At 73.8% G+C, this 25788-nt stretch carries 23 protein-coding genes; 5 read left to right on the forward strand and 18 right to left on the reverse strand.

Annotated features, from left to right (window positions below):
- Positions 1-163 precede the first annotated feature (163 nt).
- The 3 genes from ABZW03_RS02965 to ABZW03_RS02975 all read left to right on the forward strand — a co-directional run bounded on the left by ABZW03_RS02965 (position 164) and on the right by ABZW03_RS02975 (position 2987).
- On the forward strand, positions 164-742 hold the full coding sequence (locus tag ABZW03_RS02965) for a TetR/AcrR family transcriptional regulator (protein ID WP_355251228.1): 579 nt from the start codon (positions 164-166) through the stop codon (positions 740-742).
- A 138-nt stretch (positions 743-880) separates the two neighbouring features.
- On the forward strand, positions 881-1720 hold the full coding sequence (locus ABZW03_RS02970; RefSeq protein WP_355251231.1) for an SDR family NAD(P)-dependent oxidoreductase: 840 nt from the start codon (positions 881-883) through the stop codon (positions 1718-1720).
- Between the two features lie 70 nt (positions 1721-1790).
- On the forward strand, positions 1791-2987 hold the full coding sequence (locus tag ABZW03_RS02975) for a cytochrome P450 (RefSeq protein WP_355251234.1): 1197 nt from the start codon (positions 1791-1793) through the stop codon (positions 2985-2987).
- A gap of 123 nt (positions 2988-3110) precedes the next feature.
- Here the strand turns inward: ABZW03_RS02975 and ABZW03_RS02980 are convergent, their stop codons facing one another.
- The 15 genes from ABZW03_RS02980 to ABZW03_RS03050 all read right to left on the reverse strand — a co-directional run bounded on the left by ABZW03_RS02980 (position 3111) and on the right by ABZW03_RS03050 (position 18022).
- Positions 3111-3323: a ferredoxin gene (locus ABZW03_RS02980; RefSeq protein WP_355251353.1), complete on the reverse strand. Its 213-nt coding sequence runs from the start codon at positions 3321-3323 to the stop codon at positions 3111-3113.
- 8 nt (positions 3324-3331) lie between these two features.
- On the reverse strand, positions 3332-4582 hold the full coding sequence (locus ABZW03_RS02985; RefSeq protein WP_355251237.1) for an MFS transporter: 1251 nt from the start codon (positions 4580-4582) through the stop codon (positions 3332-3334).
- Complete coding sequence (locus ABZW03_RS02990) at positions 4575-5618, reverse strand: LLM class flavin-dependent oxidoreductase (RefSeq protein ID WP_355251240.1); 1044 nt, start codon at positions 5616-5618, stop codon at positions 4575-4577. Before ABZW03_RS02990 ends, ABZW03_RS02985 begins: the two co-directional genes overlap by 8 nt.
- Before the next feature lie 32 nt (positions 5619-5650).
- Positions 5651-5875, reverse strand: a complete 225-nt coding sequence (locus tag ABZW03_RS02995; protein WP_355251243.1) for an acyl-CoA carboxylase subunit epsilon — start codon at positions 5873-5875, stop codon at positions 5651-5653.
- On the reverse strand, positions 5872-7446 hold the full coding sequence (locus tag ABZW03_RS03000) for an acyl-CoA carboxylase subunit beta (protein WP_355251246.1): 1575 nt from the start codon (positions 7444-7446) through the stop codon (positions 5872-5874). The genes ABZW03_RS02995 and ABZW03_RS03000 overlap by 4 nt, the downstream gene beginning before the upstream one ends.
- Before the next feature lie 71 nt (positions 7447-7517).
- Entirely contained in the window at positions 7518-9542 is a 2025-nt protein-coding gene (locus ABZW03_RS03005) for an SDR family oxidoreductase (RefSeq protein ID WP_355251249.1), read from the reverse strand.
- A gap of 3 nt (positions 9543-9545) precedes the next feature.
- Entirely contained in the window at positions 9546-10484 is a 939-nt protein-coding gene (locus tag ABZW03_RS03010) for an aromatase/cyclase (protein WP_355251252.1), read from the reverse strand.
- 31 nt (positions 10485-10515) lie between these two features.
- The gene (gene fabG / locus ABZW03_RS03015) at positions 10516-11304 is read right to left on the reverse strand and encodes a 3-oxoacyl-ACP reductase FabG (RefSeq protein ID WP_355251255.1); all 789 of its coding nucleotides are present in this window, start codon (positions 11302-11304) and stop codon (positions 10516-10518) included.
- Between the two features lie 13 nt (positions 11305-11317).
- Positions 11318-11587, reverse strand: coding sequence for an acyl carrier protein (locus ABZW03_RS03020; protein WP_355251258.1), 270 nt, complete (start codon positions 11585-11587; stop codon positions 11318-11320).
- 14 nt (positions 11588-11601) lie between these two features.
- Entirely contained in the window at positions 11602-12822 is a 1221-nt protein-coding gene (locus ABZW03_RS03025; protein WP_355251261.1) for a ketosynthase chain-length factor, read from the reverse strand.
- Positions 12819-14102 (reverse strand): beta-ketoacyl-[acyl-carrier-protein] synthase family protein, encoded by a 1284-nt coding sequence (locus ABZW03_RS03030; RefSeq protein WP_355251264.1) that lies wholly within the window; start codon positions 14100-14102, stop codon positions 12819-12821. The genes ABZW03_RS03025 and ABZW03_RS03030 overlap by 4 nt, the downstream gene beginning before the upstream one ends.
- Positions 14102-14425, reverse strand: a complete 324-nt coding sequence (locus ABZW03_RS03035) for a TcmI family type II polyketide cyclase (RefSeq protein WP_355251267.1) — start codon at positions 14423-14425, stop codon at positions 14102-14104. Before ABZW03_RS03035 ends, ABZW03_RS03030 begins: the two co-directional genes overlap by 1 nt.
- An 8-nt stretch (positions 14426-14433) precedes the next feature.
- Positions 14434-15909, reverse strand: a complete 1476-nt coding sequence (locus ABZW03_RS03040) for an FAD-dependent monooxygenase (RefSeq protein WP_355251270.1) — start codon at positions 15907-15909, stop codon at positions 14434-14436.
- 59 nt (positions 15910-15968) lie between these two features.
- On the reverse strand, positions 15969-16394 hold the full coding sequence (locus ABZW03_RS03045) for a MarR family winged helix-turn-helix transcriptional regulator (RefSeq protein ID WP_355251273.1): 426 nt from the start codon (positions 16392-16394) through the stop codon (positions 15969-15971).
- A gap of 272 nt (positions 16395-16666) precedes the next feature.
- On the reverse strand, positions 16667-18022 hold the full coding sequence (locus ABZW03_RS03050; protein WP_355251276.1) for a helix-turn-helix transcriptional regulator: 1356 nt from the start codon (positions 18020-18022) through the stop codon (positions 16667-16669).
- A 1131-nt stretch (positions 18023-19153) separates the two neighbouring features.
- Between ABZW03_RS03050 and ABZW03_RS03055 the strand changes: the two genes are divergently transcribed.
- Entirely contained in the window at positions 19154-21838 is a 2685-nt protein-coding gene (locus ABZW03_RS03055; protein ID WP_355251279.1) for a LuxR family transcriptional regulator, read from the forward strand.
- Positions 21839-21919: 81 nt separating this feature from the next.
- Here the strand turns inward: ABZW03_RS03055 and ABZW03_RS03060 are convergent, their stop codons facing one another.
- The 3 genes from ABZW03_RS03060 to ABZW03_RS03070 all read right to left on the reverse strand — a co-directional run bounded on the left by ABZW03_RS03060 (position 21920) and on the right by ABZW03_RS03070 (position 24696).
- Positions 21920-22888, reverse strand: coding sequence for a Crystal protein ET79 (locus ABZW03_RS03060; protein WP_355251282.1), 969 nt, complete (start codon positions 22886-22888; stop codon positions 21920-21922).
- 100 nt (positions 22889-22988) lie between these two features.
- Positions 22989-23312, reverse strand: a complete 324-nt coding sequence (locus ABZW03_RS03065; protein WP_355251285.1) for a hypothetical protein — start codon at positions 23310-23312, stop codon at positions 22989-22991.
- Between the two features lie 334 nt (positions 23313-23646).
- A complete protein-coding gene (locus ABZW03_RS03070; RefSeq protein ID WP_355251288.1) occupies positions 23647-24696 on the reverse strand; it encodes a YncE family protein in 1050 nt (349 codons plus the stop codon).
- Between the two features lie 129 nt (positions 24697-24825).
- Between ABZW03_RS03070 and ABZW03_RS03075 the strand changes: the two genes are divergently transcribed.
- Positions 24826-25758, forward strand: coding sequence for a LysR family transcriptional regulator (locus ABZW03_RS03075; RefSeq protein ID WP_355251291.1), 933 nt, complete (start codon positions 24826-24828; stop codon positions 25756-25758).
- Positions 25759-25788 lie beyond the last annotated feature (30 nt).

Here is a 25788-nt window from a genome sequence, read left to right on the forward strand (position 1 = left end):
TCCCGATCGAGCGCGAGGGCGAGCCGGCCCTGCGGGTCTTCGACCCGGCCGCGCCCCGCCGGGCGGCGTTCGCGGGCATCTCCGCCTACCCGTACACGCACGAGCGGTCGTGACGACCGGAGTTCGGCCGGGACGGGACGGCATGGTCTGCTAGCCTCGGCCCATGGCCCGGAAACCTGCTGCCGGTACCCGCGAGCGCATTCTGGACGCCGCTGCCCACCTCTTCGACCAGCGGGGCGTGCACGCGGTCGGCATGCAGCAGATCATCGACGCGGCCGGCTGCGGAAAGCAGCTGCTCTACCGGGAGTTCTCCGGCAAGGACCAGCTGGTGGTGGCGTACCTCGAGCGGTCCGCCGAGGACTGGGACCGGCTCGTGAGCGAGGTGTGCGCCGCGGTGGAGGCGCCGGAGGAGCGGCTCGTCGAGCTGGTCCGGGCGGTCCGGGCCATGGCGCCGAACGCCAGGGGCTGCCCGCTGCGCAACACCCAGGCGGAGTTCCCCGACCCGGACCATCCGGCGCACCAGGTCTCCGTGAAGCACTTCCGGCGGGTGCGCGAGCAACTGCGGGACCTCGCGCGCAGGACTCCGGCCGCGAACCCGGAGCGGCTCGGCGACCGGATCATGCTGATCATCGACGGCGTCTACGTGAACGGGTCGACCCTGGGTTCGACCGGCGCCGCGGAGGCGGCCGTCGGGTTCGCCGACGACGTGGTCCGGGCGGAGATCGCCGCCGCGGTCGGCTGATCCCCGTCCGCTGACCCCGTCCCGCTCTTCTCGATTCATCTCTTTTCCCACAGTCCGTCCCCGGGTGGAGTCCGCCCGCGGGCGGGAGACCTTCTGCTGCGCAGAATCCCACGACCCAGTGTTCCGAGGAGGACCACGGTGAAGACCATTGTTGTCACGGGCGGCACGTCCGGTATCGGGCAGGCGCTCGCGCACACCTATCTCGGCCGGGGCGACCAGGTGGTCGTCATCGCTCCGGACCCGGTGAAGGGCAAGAAGTACCTCGACACGGCACACAAGCTGGGCGCCGCCGACCGCGCCTTCTTCATCGAGGCCGACCTCAGCCTCGTCAGCGAGAACCGGCGCGTCATCGCGGAGATCGAGGACCGGTTCGAGGCGGTGGACGTCCTCGTGCTGTGCGCGCGGTACTTCCGCAGCCACCGGAAGGTGACCTCCGAGGGGATCGAGCACAACTTCGCGCTCTACTACCTCAGCCGGTACCTGCTCGGGTACGGCCTGGCCGACCTGATGAACAAGGCCGAGACGCCGGTCGTGATGAACGTCGCCGGCCCCGGCGTGGGGGCGCCGGGCATCAACTGGAACGACCTCGGCTTCGAACGGGGCTACGACGGCTGGTCGGCCATGTTCCAGGGCGGCCGGCTCAACGACCTCCTCGGCGTCTCGTTCGCCGAGGGCGGGAGCACGCGTCGCGCCCGGTACGTGCTGCTGTTCCCCGGGGGGACGCGCACCGGCTTCGCGGGCGAGTTCGACGCCGCCACCGCGGCGCACATCGCCCAGATGAAGCAGGCCGCGCAGCCGGTCGAGTTCACCGTCCCGCCGATCCTCGAGATCATCGACGCCCCGCCGCGGGAGCCGCTGAGCGCCTTCGTGGAGGGCACGCCCCTCAGCCTGCTGCGCCCCGCGTTCGACAAGGGCGCCGCGGCGCTGCTCGACAGCATCACCAGGGACCTCCTGCGCGAGAAGGCGAGCGCCTCGTGACGAACGTCCCGCAACCGGTGCCCGCTCCGCGCTGAACCGCCCCCGTGCCGTCAGGAAGGAAGTGAACGCCATGACCGAACCGGTGTCGATGCCTCACAACCACCGCCAGGCCGAGTGTCCGTTCCGGCCCGGGCCCGCGCTCGTGGCACTGCACGAGGACCCGTCGCTGCACCGGGTTCCGGTGCCGAACTCCCAGCTCGGCGAGGTCGGAGCCGTCCTCGTCACCCGTGAGGAGGACGCCCGTACGGTGCTGTCCGACGCCCGCCACGAAGTCGGGTTCGCCTTCGATCCGCACTGGACCGGCCCGCGCTCGGTGATGAACCAGCCGGGCGTCCTGCTCAACTACGACGGGGACGAGCACACCCGGTACCGCCGGATGCAGGCCGGCGCCTTCACGATGAAGCGGATCCGGGCGCTCAGCGGCGTGATCGAGCAGATCGTCGGGAAGCACCTCGACGCGGTGGAGGAGGCCGGTCCGGGCGCCGACCTGGTCAGGACCTTCGCCGAACCGCTGCCCCTGATCGTGATCTGCGAGTTGCTGGGGGCACCGCTCGAGGACCGGGCGGGCATCCTGGAGCGCAGTGCGATCGCGAGCAGCGTCGACACCACGCTGGAGGTCCAGCAGGAGAACTTCGCGGCCATGATCGACTACATGGCCCACCTGGTCGCCGCCCACCGGCGGGACCCGGGCGACAACATCCTCGGGGACCTGGTGCGCAAGCACGGCGCGGAGCTCAGCGACGACGAGCTGATCGGCATGGGGCTGGACGTCCTGGTGGCCGGACACGGGACCCTCTCCGGCATGATCGGACTGAGCGTCCTCGCCCTGCTGTCGCACCCGGAGCAGCTGGCGGTCCTGCGCGACGGGGACGCGCTGTCCGGCGGCGCCGTCGAGGAGCTGCTGCGGTTCCTCGCCGTGGCGCCCCCGCTGGTCAGGCGGGCCAGCACCGACCTGTCGGTCAACGGCCAGGAGGTGCGCGCCGGGGAGTACGTCGTCGTCTCGACGCTGATGGCCAACCACGGCGCCGCCCTGCCCTCACCCGCGGACGAGCTCGACCTGCGCCGCAAGCCGGTGCCGCACCTGGCCTTCGGCTACGGCCGGCACCAGTGCGTCGGTCAGCAACTCGCCCGTCTGGAGCTGGGCATCGCGCTGCCCGCGCTGTTCCGCCGCTTCCCCGGGCTGCGGCTCGCCGTCCCGTTCGAGGAGATCGAGTACCGCACCGAATCGCTGGTGTACGGGGTCAGGAGCCTTCCCGTCGCGTGGTGACCGAGCGGCGTTCCGCCCGGGGGGGCACTCCGGGCGGAACGCCGCACACGAGGGAGCCGCCCACCTGGTCGGAGGGCGGCTCCCCGGGCCCGTCCCTGTCACCGGCGACGACCCGGTCGGGCGTCAGCCGTGCGGCGGCGGCCCCTGCGCCAGGCGGATGGCGGCGGCCGGGCAGAGGGCCACGGCCGCGCGCACCCCGTCCTGGGCCGCGGCGGGCGGCCGGGCGTCGAGGAGGACGACGACACCGTCCTCGTCACGCTGGTCGAAGACCTCCGGCGCGGTCATCACGCACTGCCCCGAGGCCACGCACCTGTCCTCCTCGACGATGATCTCCAGGGAAGCGGTCATGGCGAGTTCCTCTCCTGCCGCGGCCCGGGGCCGAGGCGGTCGACTCCCGGCCGGCCGGAGCGCGTTCCGCCGACCGCGACGGCGACCCCGGCCGCGCCGGCGAGCGCGACGGCCAGGAGCGCCGGCCGGTGGCCGCCGAAGCGGGTGAGCAGGGCGGCGGTCAGGGGCAGCATCAGGACGCCGCCGAGCTGCACGCCCGTCTGGAACAGCGGCACCGCCGCCGCGCGCAGGCCGGGTTCGACGTCCTGGGTGGCCTGCATGTTCAGCGCGGCGAAGGACAGCGCCATGGCGGCGCCGACGAGCAGGAGCGTCGGCAGCAGACCGCCGGCGTACGAGGCGGGTTCGGGGCGCAGCAGCAGGAGCAGCTGGCCCGCGAACGCGGCCGCCGCCCCGGCGGCGATCTGCCGCCGGGTACCGAAGCGGGCGACCAGGCGGCCGGCGAATGGCACGGACACCGCGAGCGGCACGCACGCGGGGAGCAGCGCCAGCGCCACCTGCCAGGGCCGCCACCCGAAGCGGTCGTGCGCCTGGAAGGTGACCAGGAGGAGCAGCGCCGCGTAGGTGCCGTTGAGGGTGGCCGCGCCGAGTGTCGCGCGGATCAGCGAGCCGTTGCGGGCGAGGTCCGCCGTCAGGCGCGGCGGCGTCCGGCGCCCGGTGTCCGGGATCACCCGCAGGCCCCACACCAGGAGCACGAGGGCGAGCGGCGCGGGGAACAGGAACGTCCAGCGCCAGCTCGCCGCGGTGAGCACCCCGGAGAGCAGCAGGCCGAGGGTGAACCCGGCCGCGCCGAACAGGGAGTACACCGACACGGCCCGCCGCTGCCGCGGGCCGTCGGGGACGGTGGTGGTGATCAGGGCCAGCCCGGCGGGCGCGGTGAGCGCGGCGCAGCCGCCCTTGAGGACGCGCGAGGCGATCAGGAGGGCGGTCGAGTCGGCGAGGCCGCCCGCCACCGACGCCGCGGCGAACACCAGCATCGCCACGAGGTAGCAGCGGCGCAGGCCCCACCGGGCGGTGGCGCGGGGGCCGAGGAGCAGCATCGCGGCGAATCCGGCGGCGAAGCCGCCCATCAGCCACTGCACCGTCCAGACGGACAGGCCGAGGTCGGCGCCGATCCAGGGCAGGGCGACGAGGACCACCGAGACCTCGACGGCGTCGAGGACCATGTTGCCGGACAGGATGAACAGGAGCCGCCAGGTGCCCTGCCGGGCCGGCGCGGGGAGGGGTCGGGCGGCGGGCGCCTCAGTCACCTGCGGGCACCTTGCCCGGGCGGGATCCGGCGGCGTCGGCTCCGGCGGTCCCGGCGGTCCCGGCGGCCTCGGCGAGCAGCGCGGGCAGCCGCTCGCTGACCAGCTCGATGTGGCGGACGACGAGGTCGTCCGGCATCCCGGCGATGCTCGCCCAGAAGATGAGGTGCTTCACCGGGAGGCCCTTGGTCCGCTCGTGGATGCGGGCCGCGGCGTCCTCGGGCGTGAGGATCTCCAGGGTCGACCAGGAGCCGTCGGCCTTCGGGACCTCCGGGAAGTCCTCGGGGTTGAGCAGCGGCGGCCTGGGGTGGTCGGTGCCCTCCACCGAGCCCTGCCGGTAGGTGTTCATCTGGTGGGCGAGGTGCGGTGCGACGCGGGGCCAGGCCGCTTCCGGGTCGTCGGCGAGTATCACGGGGAGCAGGTCGGAGACCCGGGCGAGCCCGGGGTCGTGGCCGCCCTCGACCAGGCCCTCGCGGTAGTGCCCGTACGAGGCGTGCGAGATGTGCAGGAGGCCGATGCCGAGCCGGCCCGCGATGCGGGCGCCGCGCGGACCGTAGAAGCCGCCCCACAGCGGGACCGAGGACTGGAGCGGCCGCGGGGTGATGCCGCCCTCCTCCCAGAGCCGCCTGACCTCGGCGATGTTGCGTTCGATCTGGGTGAAGCGGCTCTTGAAGTCGGCGTCGAACAGCTCGTACTCGGGCACCCGGTAGCCGGCGCCGAAGCCCATCTCCAGCCGACCGCCGCTGATCAGGTCGACGACCGCGGCGTCCTCGGCGAGCCGGGCGGGCTTGTGGAGGTTGGGGAGCACGACCGCGGTGCCGATGCGGGCGTCGCGGGTGCGGGCGGCGGCGGCCGCGGCGAAGGTCAGGGGCGAGGGCAGGTAGCCGTCCTCGAAGAGGTGGTGCTCGGTGAACCAGAGGCCGTCCGCGCCGCGCCGGTCGGCCTCCTCGCAGAACTCCAGGGAGCGGGCGTAGTGGTCGGCCCAGGGCCGGTGCCACTGGTCGGGGTTGCGCAGGTCGAAGAGAAGTCCGACATCCATGCTCTGGTCTCCGTGTCGTGTGGGTGGGGTGCTCAACTGGGGCTGTGGCGCCAGGTCCGCGGGCCCCGGAAGCCGGGCGCGCGCTCGGGGCGGCGCCAGTGCGCGGACGGGTGACCGGGCTCCGGCGGCTGCTCCTGGGCGGCGGCCAGCCGGGCGTACAGGACGGTGACGAGGGCGCCCAGCTCGGTCGGGTCCGGGCGGCCCCGCTCCACCCGCAGGAGCGGGGGCCCGTCGGAGCCGGTCGGCCGGCCGCTCACTGCGGGGGGTTGCCGTGCTTGCGCTGCGGCAGGTCGACGTCCTTGCGGCGCAGCATCGCGAACGCGCGGATCAGGACGGAACGGGTGTCGCCGGGGTGGATGACGTCGTCGACCAGGCCGCGTTCGGCCGCGTAATAGGGGTGGACGAGCTCCCGCCGGTACTCCTTGATCTTCTGCTCGCGGGTGGTGGCCGGGTCCTGGGCCGCGGCGATCTCACGGCGGAAGACGACGTCGGCCGCGGCCTCCGCACCCATCACCGCGATCTCGTTGGTCGGCCAGGCGTAGGACAGGTCGGCGCCGATGGAGCGGGAGTCCATCACGATGTAGGCGCCGCCGTAGGCCTTGCGCAGGATCACCGAGACGCGGGGCACGGTCGCGTTGCAGTACGCGTACAGGAGCTTCGCGCCGCGCCGGATGATGCCCTCGTGCTCCTGGTCGACCCCGGGCAGGAAGCCCGGCACGTCGACGAGGGTGAGCAGCGGGATGTTGAAGGCGTCGCAGAACTGCACGAACCGCGCGCCCTTCTCGCTGGCCTTGATGTCCAGGACGCCGGCCAGCGAGGACGGCTGGCTCGCGACGACGCCGATCACCTGGCCGTCGAGCCGGGCCAGGGCGCACACGAGGTTGGCGCCCCACTGGGCGTGCACCTCCAGCACCTCGTCGTCGTCGACGATCTCGGCGATCACGTCGCGGATGTCGTACGACCGGTTGCCGTCGGCGGGCACCAGGTCGAGCAGGCGGTCCACGCGCCGGTCGGCCGGGTCGCCGTTCGGTGCCGCGGGCGGCAGCTCCCGGTTGTTGGACGGCAGCATCGACAGCAGGAAGCGCACGTCCGCGAGGCAGCTCTCCTCGTCGTCGTGCACGAAGTGCGCGACGCCCGACACGCCGCCGTGCACGTCGGCGCCGCCGAGCCCGTCCTGGGTGACCTGCTCGCCCGTCACCGAGCGCACCACGTCCGGGCCCGTGATGAACATCTGCGAGATGCCGCGGACCGCGAACACGAAGTCGGTGAGCGCGGGCGAGTAGGCGGCGCCGCCCGCGCAGGGCCCGAGCATCACGCTGATCTGCGGGATGACCCCGGAGGCGCGGGTGTTGCGCTGGAAGATGCCGCCGTACCCGGCGAGCGCCGAGACGCCCTCCTGGATGCGGGCGCCCGCGCCGTCGTTCAGCGAGACCAGCGGGGCGCCGGCCGCGATGGCCATGTCCTGGATCTTCTGGATCTTCTGGGCGTGCGCCTCGCCGAGCGCGCCGCCGAAGATGCGGAAGTCGTGCGCGTACACGAAGACCGTCCGGCCCTCGACGGTGCCCCAGCCCGTGACCACGCCGTCGGTGTGGGGACGCTTGGCCTCCAGGCCGAAGCCGGTCGCGCGGTGCCGCCGCAGCTGCTCCACCTCGGTGAAGCTGCCCGGGTCGAGCAGCAGGTCGATGCGTTCGTACGCGGTGAGCTTGCCCTTGGCGTGTTGGCGCTCGGTGGCCTTCGGGTCGGCTCCGAGCCGCGCCAGTTCCTTGAGTTCCTTGAGTTCGCCGAGCCGGTCGCCGGCGGTGGTCACGGGTGCCTGCGCGGTGGTCATCGTCGCTCCTGGGGGTCCGGGTCGGGTCGGCTCCGGTCGGGTCGGCTCTGTGCGGGTCGGCTCTGTTCGGGTCAGCCGAGCAGGGTGCCGCCGCTCGCGTCGACGAAGGACCCGGTGATCCAGCGGGCCTCGTCGGTGGCCAGGAACGTCACGACGTCCGCGACGTCCCCCGCCTTGCCGACCCGCTTGAACGCGGACAGCTGGGCCATCTGCTCGACGGCCTCGGGGATGTCGAACACCGCGCTGCCGTTGTCGGTGATGCCGGGCGCCACGCTGTTCACGGTGATGCCGCGCGGGGCGAGGTGCCGGGCGAAGTGCAGCGAGAGCTGCTCGATGGCGCCCTTCGTCATGGCGTACGCCACCTGGTCGGGGCTGGCGAAACGGGTGAGCCCCGACGAGATGTTGATGATGCGGCCGCCGTCGGAGAGCAGCGGGAGCGCCCGCTGCACGATGAAGAACGGGGCCTTCGCGTTCACGGCGAAGAGCCGGTCGAACTCCTCGGGGGTGACGTCCTCGGGGGCGAGCCCGGCCGGCGTGGTGGCGCCCGCGTTGTTGACCAGGATGTCGAGCCTGGTCTCACCGGTCCGCTCCTTCAGGCCCTGCTCCACGCCGAGGAACAGCTCGTGCACGTCGCCGGGGGCGCCGAGCCGCGCGCGGACCGGGAAGGCGCGGCCGCCGTCCCGCTCGATCAGCGCCACGGTCTCGTCCGCGGCGGCCTGGTCGGAGGCGTAGTGCACGATGACGAGGGCGCCCTCCCGGGCGAGGCGCTGTGCGGTGGCGCGGCCGATGCCCCGGCTGGAACCGGTGACCAGCGCCGTCCTGTCGGTGAGCCTGCCCATCGTGGAACTCCTGTCGGTCGTCGCGGTCGTCGCGGTCGTTGTGGTCGGGGCGGTCGTCGCGGTCGTTGCGGGGGAGTCGTGCGGTGCCGCGGCGGAACGGGGGCGGCCGAGGCCGCTGATCATGCGGGCCAGGTGGCGGCGGACCGGGGCCAGGCCGAGGAGTTCGCCGAACACGTCCCGCAGCTGCTCCACTTCGGGCCCGCCGAGGAGCAGCAGCGACTGCGCCCGGATGTTGTCGAGGGTGTGTGCGCCGACGGGTCTGCGCACGAGGTCGTAGCCGTCGAGCAGGTCGTCGCGGTCCGGGGACCGGACCCGCTCGGCGAGGCGTCCGCCGAGTTCGGCGGCGTCCTGCAGGCCCAGGTTGAGCGCCTGCCCGCCGACGGGCATCTGCACGTGGGCGGCGTCGCCCGCGAGCAGGACCCGGCCCTTGCGGTACCGGGTCGCCTGCCGGCTCGTGTCGTCGAACGCGTTCAGCCACCGGGCCGTGCCGTGGCCGATGTCCTCACCGGTGACCTTCGCCCACGCGGTGACGACCTCGTCGAACGCGGGCGGCCCGGTGCGCTCCTTCGGGTCCGCGCCGAAGACGTGGACCATCACCCGGGTGCTGCCGTCCGGCCAGCGGTGCGCCACGGCGAGGCCGTCGGGGTGCCGCTCGAAGCGCCGGGCGGGCACGTCGATGCCCGCCACGTCGGCGCGCAGCATCTCGCGGGTCGCGGCGCGGCCCGCGAAGTCGAAGCCGGCGAGCCGGCGCACGGTGCTGTCGCCTCCGTCGCACCCCACCACGAACGCGCCGGTGACGCGGACGCGCTCGCCGTCCTCCCTGACGGCCTCGACCAGGACGTGTCCGTCCCGGTCGGTCAGGGAGACCACGCGCAGGCCGCGCCGCAGCCGCGCCCCGAGTTCCAGGGCCCGCTCCTGGAGGACCGCCTCGAGGCGGGTCTGCGGGCACTTCCACTGGCCGGCGTACCGGTGTCCGGGGTCGGCGGCGGTCAGGTCGAGCCGGATGCCCCCGAAGTGGCCGGGGCCGCCGTCCGGCAGCTCACCGAGCCGCTCGCGGATGCCGCGCTCCTCGAGCACCGTCATGGTGCGGGCGTGCAGCGTGGACGCCCGGGACTCGGTCATCGGCGCGCCGAGCCGCTCCAGGACGGTCGTGCGCACGCCGTGCGTGCGCAGGTCCCCGGCGAGCAGCAGCCCGACGGGCCCCGCGCCGACGATCACGACATCGGTGTCCGTCGGGGGAGTCGAGGTGGACGGCATGGGTCAGCGCCGCGCTTCCGCGAACCGCTTGGCGTGCTCCAGGGTGGCCCGGCTGTTGGTGCCGAGCGCGTCGCGCAGGAACCTCCTGGCCTGCTCGACGTCCGCGTCCGGGCCCAGGATCCGGGTGATGTTCTCCGGGTTGACGACGACGGTGTGCTGCGACGAGGCCGTGACCACCCCGTCGTCGCCCTCCACGAACTCCCAGATCCCGGTGTGCAGCGTCATGAGCGCGGGCAGCGTGGTCTGCTTGTACGCGATCCGCTGGTGCGGGAAGCACACCCGCACCGACTCGGTGGTGTGCGTGGAGCCGTCCTTGGCGACGGTGTCCATCCGCAGGACCTGCAGGCCGGGGGTGTCCTCGGTGAGCCGGACGGAACCGACGTGCGGCAGGCGCTCCACCCACCGGTCGGCCTCGTTGACGAAGTCGTACAGGTCCTTCGCGGACCCCTCGACCCGCACCGAGTCCGTGAACGACAGCGTTAACTCCGCGGTCCGCGAGGCCTCTTCGAGTCCGGCCTTGAGCGAGGGCAGCTCGGCGCGGCTGTTGCCGTCGACCGCCCGGTCGATCCAGGCGAGCGACTCGGGGTCGTCGTCGACGGCCCGGTAGGAGTGCAGCAGCCGCAGCCGGGTCTCCTCCGGGCCCAGCGGCTCGACGATCCAGGTGCCGCTCATCTCGGCGATCGGCGGGGACGACACCTCCTGCCGGAAGGTGATGCGCAGCCCCTGGGGGTCGAGCCGGCGGCGCGAGGTCCAGTTCTTGGCCTCGCCGTTGGCGGTGGCCCAGATCCGGATCCGCTCCCGGTCGCCCTCCCGCTCCAGGTGCTCGACGTACACGTTCGGCGGGAAGAGGCGCGGCCAGTTCTCCACCTCGGCGAGCAGCCGGTAGACCTCCTGCGCCGTCGCCGAGACGGTGATCTCGTGCTCGACCTCACGGGTCGTCATGATGGGTGCTCCTCAGTCGGGTCGGGCGGGATCAGAAGTTGCCGAGGCCGCCGCACACGTTCAGGGCCTGGGCGGTGATGGAAGCCGCCAGGTCGGAGGCGAGGTAGCCGACCAGGCCCGCGACCTCCTCCGGCGTCGAGTACCGGCCGAGCGGGATCTTCGCCTGGAACTTCTCCAGGATCGCGTCCTCGGTGGTGCCGTACGCGTCCGCGTAGCCCTGGCGGACCCGCTGCGCCATCGGGGTCTCCACGTAGCCGGGGCACACCGCGTTCACCGTGACGCCGGTCGGCGCGAGCTCGTTGCCGAGGGCCTTGGTGAAGCCGACCACGCCGTGCTTGGACGCCGAGTAGGGGGCGCCGAGCACCACGCCCTGCTTGCCGGCGGTGGAGGCGATGTTGATGATGCGGCCGCGCGCCTTGGTGCGCATCCCGCCCGAGTTCAGGACCTCGCGGGTCATCAGGAAGACGCTGGTGAGGTTGGTCGCGATGACGTCCTCCCACAGCTCGTCGGCCAGGTCGGCGGTCACCCCGCCGCCCGAGCGGCCCGCGTTGTTCACCAGGACGTCGATCGGCCCGAAGCGGTCGACCGCGGCCCGCACCACGGCGGCCACCTGCTCCTTGGAGCGCACGTCGGCGGTGGTGCCGTCCACGTCGAGGCCCTCGTCCTGCAGGTCCTTGACGGTCCGGGCGACGGTCTTCTCGTCGCGGGCGCACAGGAACACCCGGTGCCCCTGCTCGGCGAGCAGCCGGGCCGAGGCCAGGCCGATCCCGCTGGTCGCACCGGTGACCAGGGCGACCCTGCGTGCGGTGGTGTCGGTCATGTTCGGCTCCCGGTCAGGCGGCGTGGGCGGCGGGCAGGTGGGCGGTGACGAGGTCGATCAGGGCGCGCGGGGTGCGGGCCTCGGAGAAGGCGTCCTCGTCGAGGCTGATCCCGTACTCGCGCTCGATGCGCCCGGCCGTCTCCAGGAGGGCGAGCGACTCGTAGCCGAGGTCGGCGAACTCGGTGTCGAGGATGTCCCCGTCCAGGTCGGCCTCCGCGTCGGCGCCGGCGGCCTCCAGGAGGATCCGCTTGAGCTCGGAGAGGGTGAAAGCGGTGGTGGACACGAGGTTTCCTTCCGTCAGTGGTGGGCGGACCGCACGACCATCGCGGAGTTGAATCCGCCCTGGCCGCGGGCGAGCACGAGGGCGGCGCGCACCGCGTGGGGGCGCGGGGCGCCGGTGACCAGGTCGATGTCGTAGTCCGGGGACAGGGTGGAGCCGGTGGTCGGCGGGATCACGCCGTCGCGCATCGACAGGAACGCGGCCGCCAGGTCCAGCGGCGCCGCGCCGGAGTACAGGCGGCCCGTCATCGTCTTCGGGGCGGTCACCGGTACGGCGCGCACCCCGAACACCTTGGTGATCGCCTCCGCCTCGGCCCGGTCCAGGTCGGGCACGGCCGCCGCGTCGGCGAACACCACGTCGATGTCGTCCGGTGCCAGGCCGGCGTCGGCCAGGGCGAGTTCCACGGCGCGCTGCAGGGTCGGCGCGCGGTCGCTGCCGGGCCGCGGGTCGACGGTGGAGGCGTGCCCGGCGATCTCCCCGTACACCTGCGGGGCGCCGCGCTCCAGGGCGTGCTCGGCGTTCTCCAGGACGAGCAGCGCGCCGCCCTCGCCCGGCACGTGGCCCGAGGCCCGGTCGTCGAACGGCAGGTAGGCGCGCTCCGGGTCGTCGCTGGTGGTCAGGCGCCCGCTGGTGAGCTGGGCCACCCAGCCCCACGGGCAGATGGAGGCGTCGACCGCCCCGGAGATCACCATGCTGGTGCCCTTGCGGATCTGCCGGCGGGCCTGCGCCACCGCGTCGAGACCGCCGGCCTGGTCGCTGACCACCACGCTGCTCGGGCCGCGCAGTCCGCCGCGGATGGAGATCTGGCCGCTGTTGACCGCGTAGAACCAGGCGAACGACTGGTAGGCGCTGACGTACTGGCCGCCCTTGCTCCACAGCGCGCGCAGCTCGTTCTGGCCGAACTCGAAGCCGCCGGAGTGGCTCGCCGTGATGACGCCGACGTCGTAGTCGGGCAGTTCGGACGGGACGACGCCCGCGTCCGCGAACGCCCAGTCGGCGCCGACCAGGGCGAGGCGCGTCATCCGGTCGGTCTGCGGGAGCAGCCTGCCGGGGAGGTGTTCCCCGGCCTCGAAGCCGTGGATCTCGCCCGCGAGCCGGGAGGCGTACGGCGACGGGTCGAACCGGGTGACCCGGCCGATCGCGCCCCGCCCGGCGAGCGTCGCCGCCCAGTAGTCCGCCAGGCCGAGGCCGGTGGGCGCGACGACGCCCAGTCCGGTGACCACCGCGCGCGAGCTCACCGGGCACCCGCCCGGTCGGGCGAGGCGAGCACGATCGCGCTCTGGAAGCCGCCGAAGCCGCTGCCCACGGAGAGCACCGCGTCGGTCTTCCACTCCCGGGCCGTCAGCGGTACGTAGTCCAAGTCGCACTCCGGGTCGGGGTTGTGGAGGTTCGCGGTCGGGGGCACGACGTCGTGGGCCATGGCGAGGACCGAGGCGGCCACCTCGATCGAGCCGATCGCGCCGAGCGAGTGCCCCACCATCGACTTGATGGAGCTGACCGGCGTGCGGTAGGCGTGGTCGCCGAGGCTGCGCTTGAACGCGGCCGTCTCGTGCCGGTCGTTCTGCTTGGTGCCGGAGCCGTGCGCGTTGATGTAGTCGATGTCCTGCGGGGCGAGCCGCGCCTCGTCGAGCGCGACCCGGATCGCCTCGGCCATCTCCTTGCCGTCGGGCCGCAGCCCGGTCATGTGGAAGGCGTTCGACCGGGTCGCGAAGCCGGCGACCTCGGCGTAGATCCGCGCGCCGCGCCTGCGGGCGCTCTCCAGCTCCTCCAGGACGAAGACCGCCGAACCCTCGCCCAGGACGAAGCCGTTGCGGCTGTTGTCGAAGGGGCGCGAGGCGTGCTGCGGATCGTCGTTGCGCGGCGTGGTCGCCTTGATCGCGTCGAAGCAGGCCACCGTGATGGGCGAGATGGGCGCGTCGGCGGCGCCCGCGATCATCACGTCCGCGGAGCCCTCCCGGATGACGTCGGCGGCGTAGCCCACCGCGTCGAGACCGGAGGTGCAGCCGGTGGAGACGACCGTGCTCGGGCCCTCGGCGCCCACCGCCCAGGCGACCTCCGTCGCGAAGGAGCTGGGCACCATGTAGTTGTAGAGGTGCGGCACGGCGTAGGCCTGGTCGACCAGTTCGAGGCGGCCGCCGTCGCTGACGGTCCGGTACTCCTGGTCGAGGCCCATCGTGGCGCCGACCGCGCTGCCGATCGTCACGCCCGTGCGGTGCGGGGCGAGCGCCGCGAACTCGAGGCCGCTGTCGGCGACCGCCTCGCGCGCCGTGACCACCGCGAACTGCGCGGCCCGGTCCATGCGCCGGATCTCCTGCGGGGTGAGTCCGGACAGCTCCGGGTCGAAGTCGACCTCGGCGGCCACCTGCGAGCGGAACGGCGACGGGTCGAAGAACGAGATGCGGCGCGTCGCCGTGCGGCCGTCGGTGAGCAGCTTCCAGAAGCCCTTGGTGCCGTGGCCGCCCGGCGCGGTCACCCCGACACCGGTGATCACGACCCGCCGGCCGTGGGCGCCTCCCATCACGCGCTCCATTCGTAGAAGCGGCGGGCCATGGCGTCCGCGGGGGAACGCCAGGTCGCCGGGTCGTACGCCTCGATGTACGGCTTGAGGTCCTCGCTGATCGAGGTGAACAGCGGATCGGTCTTGGCCTCCTCGATGCGGCTCGCGCCGTTGTCGTCGTCGAAGTCCTGGAGGTGGAAGTACAGGCCGCGGAAGGAGAAGAGCTGACGGCGGCGCGTGCCCATGCGGCCGGGCATGTCGGTGCGGTCGAAGGCGCCGAAGAGCTCGGCGACGTCCTGGGCCGAGGAGGGGGCCATCCTGGCCACGATCAGAGTGCTGTGCATGGTTTTCCCTACTCCCTTGCTTGTCGAGCGGGCCCGAACCAGCGGTCCAGGGCCATCGGTAGGTCGTGGTGGCTGCCGGGGGCGGCCCAGGCGACGTGTCCGTCCGGGCGCACGAGCACCGCCGAGGTCCCCTTCAGGTCACTGCCGTCCGGGACGCCGACGGGGGTCGCCGTCACGATGTCGATCCGGTCCCGCCAGGCGTCGGCCCGCCCGCGCAGCGTCGCGTTGTCGTCGAGGTCGAGCAGCACGCCGCGCCCGGTGCGCAGGAGCGCGGTGCTCGTGGTGCGACCGCGCTCCCAGGCCAGGTCGAGGTGCGGAAGGCGCGCACCGAGCAGCGGATTGCGCCCGCTGCCGACGTCGTACCGGATGTCGAGGCCGCTGACCCGCGCCGCGAGGTGGCGGACCACCTCGGGGTGGACGAGGAGTTCGCCGAGCGTCTCCCGTACGGGGGAGACCTCCTCGCCGCCGAGGATCAGCAGGCTCTGCGCCCGGGTGTTGGCCAGCAGCCGGCGGCCGACCTCGTACCGCTCCTCGTGGTAGCTGTCGAGCAGCGCCTCGGGCGCCGTGCCCCGCACCACCGCGGCGAGCTTCCAGCCCAGGTTGACCGAGTCCTGGACGGAGGTGTTCATGCCCTGGCCGCCCGCGGGGAGGTGGACGTGCGCGGCGTCCCCGGCGAGCAGCACCCGGCCGCGGCGGTACTCGGTGACCAGCCGGGCGGCGTCGCTGAACGAGCTCACCCAGACCGGCTCGGCACCGGTGAGGTCGATGCCCGTGAGCCGCTTCCACACGTCGGCGACCTCGTCGAACTCCGGCGGCCCCGAACGGCGTCGCGGCGGGGTGCCGCGCTCCCCGACGATGATCCGGTGGATGCCGCCGGGCAGCTCGGCCACCATCACCAGGCCGCCGTCGGTGGGCTGCCCGGTCATCCGGGGTTCCAGGTCCACGCCCTTGAGGTCGGCGAGGAACAGCTCGGTGGTCGCGGGCGTGCCGGGGAAGTCGAACCCGGCGAGCTTGCGGACGGTGCTGCGACCGCCGTCGCAGCCCACCACGTAGCGGGCCCGCAGCGCGCGGGCCGAGTCCCGGAGGACCACGGTCACGCCTTCGCCGTCCTCGGCCAGGCCGGTGACCTCCGTGCCGCGCCGGATGTCGGCGCCCAACTCCCGCGCCCAGGACTCCAGTACGGACTCGGTGGCGGACTGGGGGACACCGCGCGCCGACGCGTGGGCGGCGTCCAGGGAGGCCAGGTCCAGGGGGAGGCCGCCGAAGTGCCCGTCCTGGCTCGTCCGGATCTCGCCGAACCGGGGCAGCAGGCCGCGCTGGTCGAACACCTCCATCGTGCGGATGGTGAAGCCGATCCCGCGCGACTCGCCGGTCCGTTCCGGCAGCCGGTCGAGCACGATCGTGTCGACGCCCGCGAGACGCAGTTCTCCGGCCAGCATGAGCCCGGCCGGCCCGGCGCCGACGACAATGACTGAAGCGTCCATGTGAATCTCCAGAGCGTCCGGGGAGCCGGTCCCAGGGGGGGGTGAATGTCGGGAAATCCCTACGATTTCTCGATGTTGGCGGCGATGCGGGCCAGGACGTCGTTGGCGGCGAGGAATTCGGCTTCGGAGATTCCGGCGAGCGAGTGGGCCGCGTGGTCGTTCACCAGGACCTCGGCCCGCAGGTGCGCCGCGGCGCCGGATTCGGTGAGCGTCACCGTGTCGCCCTGGCGGAGCACCCAGCCGCGGTCCACGAATCCGTCGACCACCGACCGGTAGGAGTCGGCGCGGTCCACGACCAGGAAGGGGGAGAATGCCGCGTCGATGTCCGCGACGGTCCGCACCCCGATACTGATGGCGTGCAGAACCTGCCACTGCCGCCGGTTCAGATCCTCTTCCGCGAGGGCCTTCGCGGTGGCCTCGTCGAAGAGCTGGTGCAAATGCAGAAGCCAGTACCCGATGCGCTTGGTGGTGTTCTGCTGGAGCATGGAGCGCCTACTTCCTCGGCGGTGGGGAGGGATTCTCGACCCGCCTCTTCGGACTCGCGGGTCGAATGTCCGACCACTCGACGTTCGCATGATCGGCTGTCGCGCTACAAGGCTCCACCGGCAAGCCTACGGGCGACCCGCAGGATCCCTTGCGGGTCGCCCGTAGGCCCCTGTCGGGCCCGGTGAAGCGGCCCGCGGGCGGAACGGAAAGGGCCCGGAATGCGAAACGCCGCCCACCCGAACCACGGGTGAGCGGCGGATGAACGGCGGGGTCAGACGGCGGAGTAACAGTGGTCGAGCCGGAAGGACGAAAGGCGCTGGGTGTCGAGTGCGGAGTGCAGCTCGCTCCGGCCGGAGATGGCGAGTTTGCGGTAGACGCTCGACAGGTGGAACTCGACGGTGCGGGTCGCCAGGAAGAGGGTCTCGGCGATCTGCCGGTTGCTGTAGCCGGCGCTGGCCAGCTGGCCGATGTGCAGTTCCTGGCTGGTGAGGCTGGGGGCGTCCAGGCGGTCCAGGGCGGACCACAGGCGGCGCTGCCAGCGCCGGTTGCCGCTCTCCCGGGCCACCACGAGGGCGGCCTCCAGGTGACGGCGGCCCGCGGACCGGTTCTCGGTGTCGATCCGCAGGGTCCCGAGGTCGTACAGGACCTGGATCAACTCGCCCCAGGCGTAGGCGAGATGGAGCAGCACCACGGCCTCCTCCAGGAGTGCGACCGAGGTGTCGTCCCGGCGGGCGACCGCGAGGGCGTGCAGCGCCAGGCCGATGCAGCGCGGTGAGCCCCAGGTGCGGGCCGCGGCCAGTTCCTCCTCGGCCAGGGCGAGTGCGAGGCCGCCCTGGTGGGCCGCGAGCGCGGCCGCCGAGGCCCGGGAACGCCAGGGAATGACGGCGGGGTTGGCGACCTGGTGCTCGGCGAGCAGCCGTCCGCACGCCAGGAAGTCCTTCAGGCTGTGCTGGAACTGGCCGGCCGCCTGCTGCAGTGCGCCGCGCGCGGCCAGGGTGTGGACGAGGTCCGGGCGGCCGGTGTCGAGCCGGCCGGCCAGGCCGTGCGCCCGCAGCACCTGGTGCGCGTGCCCCAGTTCGCCGGCCAGGACGTGCGCCTCGATGAGCCAGGCGACGGCGAGCCCGCCGAGGTGCGGCGAGATCCCGCGGGTCAGCTGTGCGGTGAGCAGGCCGGACGCCTCGAGGCCGTGGCCCTCCAGCAGGCTGATCCGCGCGCGCAGCAGGGTCAGTACCTCCTGGTGCCGCGGTGAGCCCGACCAGCGGGGGTCGTCGGCCAGTCGGCGGCACTCGGCGTGCGCGGTGACGATGTCGCCGGTGTAGAGGAGCGTCATGACCGCCGACCACATGCCGCACGGGTTGCCGCGGTCCTCCTCCGCCGCGAGGGCGGCCTCGACCTGCTGGTGGACGAGGGCGCGCCTGATCCCCAGGTTGGCCAGTTCGACGGTGCGTAAGGAGACGCCCGGCTCGGGAGGTGACAGGTGTTCGTCCTCGACGGGGTCGAGGCGTCCCGGTACGTAGACGTCGCGGCCCTCCCGGCCGGCGCCGGCCCTCGTCCCGGCCACGACGGCCGCCTGAGCTGCGGCGAGGTGTCTCGGCCGGGGCGTGTTCCTGAGGTCGTGGTCGATCATCTTCTTCTCCTCCTGCTGTTCATCCGGTCGCCGACACCGATCTTCCGCCGGGCGCGGGCGCGGGCTGTCCTCGGGTGAATTCCGCTTCGTGGACGCCTCATCCGGATCCACGCTACAGCGGCTCTATTGCACGCACATTAACGATCCCGGCTGCCCGACAGCGTGCCGACCGGTGGGGGCGGCCGAATGCCGGGATGCCGTCCGGTACGCCGCCCGGCGTGCTGACCTGGTGATCTCCCGGTGGGTTCGGGTGCGTTGTCCAGTGCGTTCCTTACGGATTCCTGACACGGCCGGGACGGCGAAACGTGACCGTGGCCACCATTCGTCGACCGGTGCGCCGACAGCGCCTCCGGCGGAAATGTGCGGCGTGCCGCCGGGAAACGGGAGGAAATGGTTCCAGTTGGCTCGCCGTGAGTGACGGGGGTATGAATCGCGGATATCGGTGCGAAAAGCGGACAGGGGGGCGGTGACGGCGGCGCCCGATCGGGCGGATTGTGCGGGCTTCGGCAGGTGCGGACGCCGGGCCCTTCCCGCCGGAGCCGTGTACGCCGAGTCACCGTGCATGGTGCGGCGGTGGTGCTCCGGTGAAGAATTCGGCGCCGTGGGGGCGAAACTCCGCCCATCTCACTCCTGGGGGCGGGCGTCGGGTCGTCCGTGTGGCGGGAACGTGTGGCGCCTGAACGGCGGCCGGCCCGGGGGTGGCCGGACGGCGCCCCGCGACGGGCGCGACCTGACGACCCAAGGAGCGGGAGTCGCTGTTCCTGCTCGGCATCGGCTGCTCCCGCTCGGCATCGGTTGCACCGGCGAGGTGGCCTCCCGACGCCGCCGGCTGTCGCTGCGCACGGTGCGCCGGATGGGCTCCCAGCTGACGGGCCGGCTCCGGCGGACGGAAAGTTCGTGCATGAAACGTGATAACAGCGGCGAGATCAGGCTCTGCCACGAGCGTGATCCCGCCTTTTTCGGTGCGGGTGCGTCGGATCCTGTCGTCTTCGGGTGAAGATCCGACCGGTAAGGGAGCCTTGCGGAATTCCGGGGGAATTCGGCTCCGACGACTGCGGGACCGGCGGCCGGGAGGGCGGTGCGACCCCGGGCCGGTGCCGCGGGACGAACACGGGAAAGGGACGGGATTACATGCTCCTGGAGCGCGACGAGGTGCTTGGCATGGCTGCGACAGCCGCTGCGGCCGCCCGGGCGGGCGGCGGACGCCGGCTCCTGCTCTCGGCGCCGGTGGCCGGTCTGGGCCGGACCGCCGCGCTGGAGGCGATCGTCCGGCAACAGGCCGCCGGCGACGCCATGCGCGTCGTCCGCGCGCGCGGCGTACGGGAGGAGACGGCGTTCCCGTTCGGTCTCGTCCGGCAGCTCTTCGCGGACGACGCGGCCGTGCCCTTCTCGGCGCCGGCCGGGCCGGACGAACAGCGGCTGTTCCACCGGCTGGTGACGCGACTGGCCCGGTCCGCCGCCGAGCGGCCGGCCCTGCTCGCGGTGGACGACCTGCACCTCGCCGACGAGCCGTCCCGGCGCTGGCTCGGCTACCTCGCCCGCCGCATCGCCGGCCTCCCCGTCCTGCTGGTGGCCACCGAGTGCGCCGACCCGTCCGACCCGACGGCCCTGCCGCCCCCCACCGGCGGGTCCGTCGTCCTCCGGCCGCTCAGCGCGGCCGCGGTCGTCCGCCTCGCCCGCGCCGTCGGCCTGGACCGGGAGTCCACCGTGACCTGCGTCGAGGCGGGCGTCGGCAACCCGGCCCTGGTGCGGGCCCTGGTCGCCGACCTCGCCGAGGGGCCGCTGCCCCGCCCGCCGTCCGCCCGGTCCCGCAGCCGCTACCGCGACACACTCGCCGACTGGCTGAGGCGGGCCGATCCGTGCCTGCGCCACGCCTGCCTCGCCCTCGCCGTCGCGGCCGAGGAGGGGATGCCGGCCGACCCGGGCCTCCTGCACCGGTTCTCCGCCCTCTGCACCTCCTGGCGCGCCCCGGGCGAGCGGTCGGTGCGCCGCCTCGGCCGGCTGCTGCGCCACCCCCTGGCGCGGGAGGCCGTGCTCGCCGCCGCCGCGCCGGAGTCCGTGGCCGCGCTGCGCACCCGGGTCGCGGAACTGCTCGACGAGAGCGGTGCGCCGGCCACGGCCGTGGCCACCCGGCTGCTGCGGGTGGACCGGCCGGACGAGGTGTGGATGGCCCGCTCGCTGGCCGACGCCGCCGAGGAGGCGATGCGGGCCGGCCACGTCGCGGCCTCCGCCGCGTACCTGCGGCACGCCCTGAGCGCCCCGCTCGACCCGGACCGGCGGGCCGCCCTCACTATGCGGCTGGGCGCCCTGGAGCTGCCGAACAACGCGACCGCCGGGATCCGCAGGCTCCACACCGGGCTCGAACTGCACACCGACCACCGGGAGCGCGCGAGCGCGGCGACCGCCCTGAGCGCGGCCCTGGTCGCGGGCCGGGACCCGGACACCGCGCTGCGGGTGCTCCACCAGGCCAGCCGGACGGCCGACGACGACGAACTCGTCCAGGTGCTGCAGACCCTCGGCGCGCTCGTCTCCTCCCATGACAGCGACGCCTGGCGCGGCGCCGTGGCCGGCCTGCGCGCGCTCGCCCCGACGGCGCCCCCCGCCATCGAGCCGCTGGTGTGCGGGCTGGTCACCGAGTACGAGGCCGGAGCCGGGCTCTGCTCGGCGGCCGAGGCGCTCGCCCGGGTCCGGCCGCGGCTGGCGGCGCCGGTGGACCCGCGGCTGCGGACCGCCTGGCTCGGCAGCGCGGCCACCCTGCTGCAGTGGGCGGACCGCCTGGCGGAGGCCCGCGAGCTGACCGACCTGTGCCTGCCCGCCCCGCCTGTCCCGCCGGACCTGACGGACGTGGGGCTGCAGTGCCTGCTCAGCGTCCGGGCCGAGGCGGCGCTCTGGGCGGGGGAGTTCGAGCGCGTCGTCGCCGAGAACGCCCCGCTGGTGGCCGCGACCGCCGGCCACGGCGTCCGGCTGCCGCACCTGGCGGCCATGGTGGCGACCGCCCGGCGGGAGACGGGCCGGCGCGCCGGGGCGTGGGAGGCGGTGGCCCTGGCCGGCCCGTCCGGCGGCGACAGCTCCTGGGAGTGGAACGAACTCAGCTACACCCGGGCCCTGTTGCACGCGGCGGACGGCGACTGGCAGGCGGCGCTCGACGACTACCTGGTCTGCGGAGCCGGCCAGAGCGCCCGGGACTTCGTCAGCCCGGTCGCCACGCCCTGGCGTTCCGGGGCGGCGCTCGCGCTGGTCCGGCTCGGCCGGCGGGAGGAGGCCCGCGAGCTCGCCGAGGAGGAGCTGCGCCACGCCCGGACCTGGGGCACCGCGCGCACCGTCGGCCGGGCGCTGCGGGCGTACGCCGCGGCCGTGGGCGGCAGGACGGCCCTGGAGTCGCTGACCGAGGGTGCCGAGCTGCTCCGGCCGGGCAACGCGCCGGTGGAACTCGTGGAGGTGCTGGTCGACCTCGGCCGGGCCCACCTCGAGGCGGGCAGCGGCCGCAAGGGCCGCGACACCCTGCGCGAGGCGCACGCCGTGGCGCTGCGGCTGGCCGGGCCCGCCGCGGAGGACGGGACGCCGGCCGGCGGCCGGCTGCTCGACCTGACGACGGCGGCGCTGCGCGCGGGCGGGGTGCGCAACCGGAACGGCGGGCACGCGCTGACCCCCGCCGAGCGGCGGGTAGCCGAACTGGCGGCGGCGGGGCACAGCAACGCCCAGATCTCCGCCGCGCTGTGCCTCACCCGCCGCACCGTGGAGACGCACCTCACCAGCGCCTACCGGAAGCTGCGGATCGCCCGGCGCACCCAACTCGTCGCGGTGCTGGGGCGGTAGAGGGGCCGTGGCAGAGCCGTGCCGTCCCCGCCCGGGTACGGAGGCACCCGGGCGGGGACGGCTCAGGTCCGACCGGCGCGATCAGGACTTCGACAGGGTGAAGGAGACCGCGGCGTTGTCGCCGCCGCCGCCCTGCCAGGTGCACTTGTAGCCCCACGGGGCATCGCAGCTGTAGCCGTTGCTGCCCGCGTAGGGGTTGTTCCAGTGCACCTTCACCTTGCCCTGCTCGCCGAGCACGTCGAAGGTGACGTCGCCCTCCGTGCCGGTCATGAAGCCGTCCGACTCACTCGCCCACTTCGCGGTGACCCCGGACTGGACCATGGACGGCGGCATCCCGTTGTCGGACCAGATCCCCCACTGCAGGCTCGCGCCGGAGCGGGTGAGCAGCTTGCCCGAGTTGTTGGTGAAGTTGACGGAGGTGCTCCGGGCGGCACTCATGAGGGCGGGCGCCTCCGCGGCGGCCGGGGCCTCGGCGGCCGGGGACTCGGTGGCCGCGGCCGCGGCAGCCCAGGACGCGCGCTTGATCTCGAACGTCACCGAGGTGTTGTCCCCGCTGCCACCGCTCCTGGAGCAGCTGTATCCGTACGGGACGTCGCAGTTGTAGTCGTTGCTGCCCCAGTAGGGGTTGTTCCAGTGCAGCTTGACCTCGCCGCCGCTGGCGAGCGTGTAGGTGATGCTCCCCTCCGTCCCGGTCGCGAACCCGCAGGACTCGCTCTCCCAGGTGGCCGACTTGGTGTCGGGGATGTAGTCGGACGGCAGCATGTCGTTCGTCCAGCAGCCGTGGTCGAGCTTCTCCCACGTCTTGGTCATGCCGGACCCGCTCTTGTTGGTCAGGGTGACGTTCGTGGAACGCTTGGCGGCGAGCGCCGGCGCACTCGCAGCCTCGCTCTCGGCGACCGGGCGCTGCGCCGCGGACGCCTGCGGCCCGGTCTGCCCGGTCGAGGCCTGCGCGGACGGGGCGAGGGCGACCGCTCCGGCCGCCATCAACAGGGCGGTGAGGGCACCGGCGGCCGTGCGGCCCAGACCGGTCATGGACGTCTTGCGCTGCATGGGGTGACCCACTCTCTTCGAGGCTGGGCGGGCGGACGCGCGTCACGCTCGCGGTGTTCGGATCCGGGGGTGGCGCGGCTCGGTGCCGGCGCCGGGGGGCTCACTGGATGTAGAGCACCCACGCGTACGCGCTGCCGACCCAGACCTGCTCGATCTTGTACTGGACGGCGCTCCCGAGGCCGTACAGCACCCAGTACGCCGCCTGCGCGGCGACGTAGGACTCGTATTGGCCGGCCCACCGCCAGAGGTCGATCGCCTGCGCCGACACACCTTCCTGGACGGCGGGCGCCACGGAGGCGGGTGCCACGGCGGCCTGCGCCGGCGCGGGAGAGGCCGAGGCGGCGTACGCCTGGGCGGTACCGCCGACGAGGACCGCGGCGGCGAGGACGGCGCAGAGCGAGGCCGCGCGAATTCGCCTGTTCATGACAAGCATTCCCTTCTGGACGTTCCACGTGGCAGCCGGTCACCCGTGGCGGATCGGCCCGCCCCGGCTGCGGGGTGCGGTGGTGGTCACAGACTGGCAGCGGCCGCCGCACCCGGGCATCGTGGAAAACCGCGAACTTGGCGCGGTGCGTGTCCTGGGGGTGTGCGTCCCGGGGGTGCGCCTCCTCCGGCCGTGGCCCGGCGCGCCCGTCCGCCGGAGGTCCCGCGAGGTGGACATCCGACGGTTCGTCACAACCCTTCAGTGGGAACGCCCCAGGCCCCGCGCGCGGACTGCTCGGGCGCGCGGGGCCTGGGGCGGGGGTGCCGTCCGGGGGTCAGGCCGGGCGGGGGAGGTAGGCCAGGCCGTGGGCGCCCGGGTCGGCGAGCTTCGGGACGGTCAGCCGGGAGACCGGCGTCAGGGTGGCCAGGTCGATGACGTCGACGGTGGAGGAGACGACGCTGGAGACGTAGGCCAGGGCGCCGTCCGGGGAGGAAGTGATGGTGAGCGGGAACAGGCCCACCTCGACGGAGCCGATCCGGCGATGGTCCTCGGCCGCGAACACGGTGAGGCGGCCCGGGAGTTGGCGGCCCAGGGCGTTGGCCGGGTCGGGCGCCAGCCGGACCTCGCCGGCCAGGACCAGGCCGGTCGAGGTGAGGTGCACCGGCAGTGCCGGGGACTCCAGCGGGAGCACGGCCGTGACGGTCTCGGCCGCGACGTCGATGACCCGGACGCCCGGCGCCGCGGTGGAGGGGGTGGTGGTGGAGACGTAAGGCCCGGCCGCGTAGACCCGGGTGCCGTCGGGGGAGACGGCCAGGCCCTCGCTGCCGGGGACCTCGATCTTGGCGGTCAGCACGCCCCGTTCGAGGTCCACGACCGAGACGAAGGGCGCCTCCTTGTTGGTGGCGAAGCCGGTCCGGCCGTCCGGGGAGATGGCGAACCAGTGCGGGCCGGGGGCGTCGGTGTCGATCCGGCCGATCGGGCGGCGGGTCCCGGTGTCGATGACCACGACGCCGCCGGGGCGGTCCTCGCCGGCCTCCACGCTGACGTAGAGCCGCTTCCGCGCGGTGTCCAACGCCAGCCCGTGCGGGCCGTGTTCGGGGGCGAGATCGATCACCTCGACGATCCGGCGGGTGTCGGCGTCGATGACGGTCAGCTCGGTGCGGCGGCCGCTGTTGGCGTGGTAGTAGCCCGAGTGGTACGCGCTGGTGCACCAGAGCAGCCGCTGCGTCGGGTCGAAGCACAACTCGTGCGGCTCGGCGAGGATTTCGACGGTGTCGAGGTGCCGGTCGGTGGCGGCGTCGAAGAACGAGACGGTCGGGCCGCTCTGGCTGACGACGGCGAGCACGTCGCCGGCGCGGTCGGAGCGGTCGGTGTGCTGGGACATGAGGACTCCTCAGAAGGGTCTTTCGTGGTCGTCCCCCACCTTCGTCGGCGGCCCCGGGCGGGAACAATGCAAGAATCGGCATCGGATAGTTGCCGGGAACGGAAAGATACAGCTCAGGAGCGTGCTGCCGTGGACCTCAACCTGTTGCGGGCGCTGGACGCCCTGCTCCAGGAGAACAGCGTGACCCGCGCGGCCGAGCGGCTCGGCACCTCGCCGGCGGCGGTCAGCCGGATGCTGGCCCGGCTGCGCCGCGCCGTCGAGGACCCGCTGCTGGTGCGCGCCGGGCAGGGGCTCGTCCCCACCCCGCGGGCGCTCGAACTGCGCGAGGAGGTGGCCGCGTTGCTGCGCGCCTGCGACGACGTGCTGCGGCCCGGCGCCGGGTTCGACCCGGTGCACCTCGACCGCACCTTCACCGTGCAGGCCGGCGAACTGCTGCTGGCGCGGACGGCCGGCCCGCTTGCCGAGCGGGTCCGGGCCGGGGCGCCGCGGGTGGACGTGGTGTTCCTGCCGGAGAGCCTGGAGGGCGGTCCGGCGCTGCGCCAGGGCCTGGTGGACGTCGAGCTGGGCGTGCTCGGGCAGCTGGACCCGGAGATCCGCACCCGCGCGCTGCTGAGCGCCGAGCTGGTCGGTCTCGCCCGCGCCGGCCACCCGCTGTTCGACGGCCGCCGGATCACCGCCCGGCGCTTCGCCGCCGCCGACCACATCGGCGTCTCCCGGCGCGGCAAGCGGCTCGGGCCGATCGACACCGCGCTGGCGGGGCTCGGGCTGCGGCGCCGGGTGGCGGTCGTCGTGCCCAGCCACACCGGCGCGATGCTGCTGGCCCGGGACAGCGACCTGATCACCCTCGTCCCGGCGGACTGGCTGCCGGACACCGTCGCCGCGCTGGGCCTGCGCACCTTCCCGATCCCGCTCGACCTCGCCCCGCTGGAGCTGGGCATGGCCTGGCACCCGCGCAACTCCGCCGATCCGGGCCACCGCTGGTTCCGCGAGCACGTGGCGGCCGCCGTGCTGGGCGCCGGCCCCGCTGCGTCGGCGGACGGCCCGGACGGCCCGGCCGGGTGAACGCGCCGCGGCGCCCCGGCGCCGCTCCCG

It is taken from the genome of Kitasatospora sp. NPDC004799 (assembly GCF_040609095.1).
In the GTDB taxonomy this organism is placed as follows: Bacteria; Actinomycetota; Actinomycetes; order Streptomycetales; family Streptomycetaceae; genus Kitasatospora.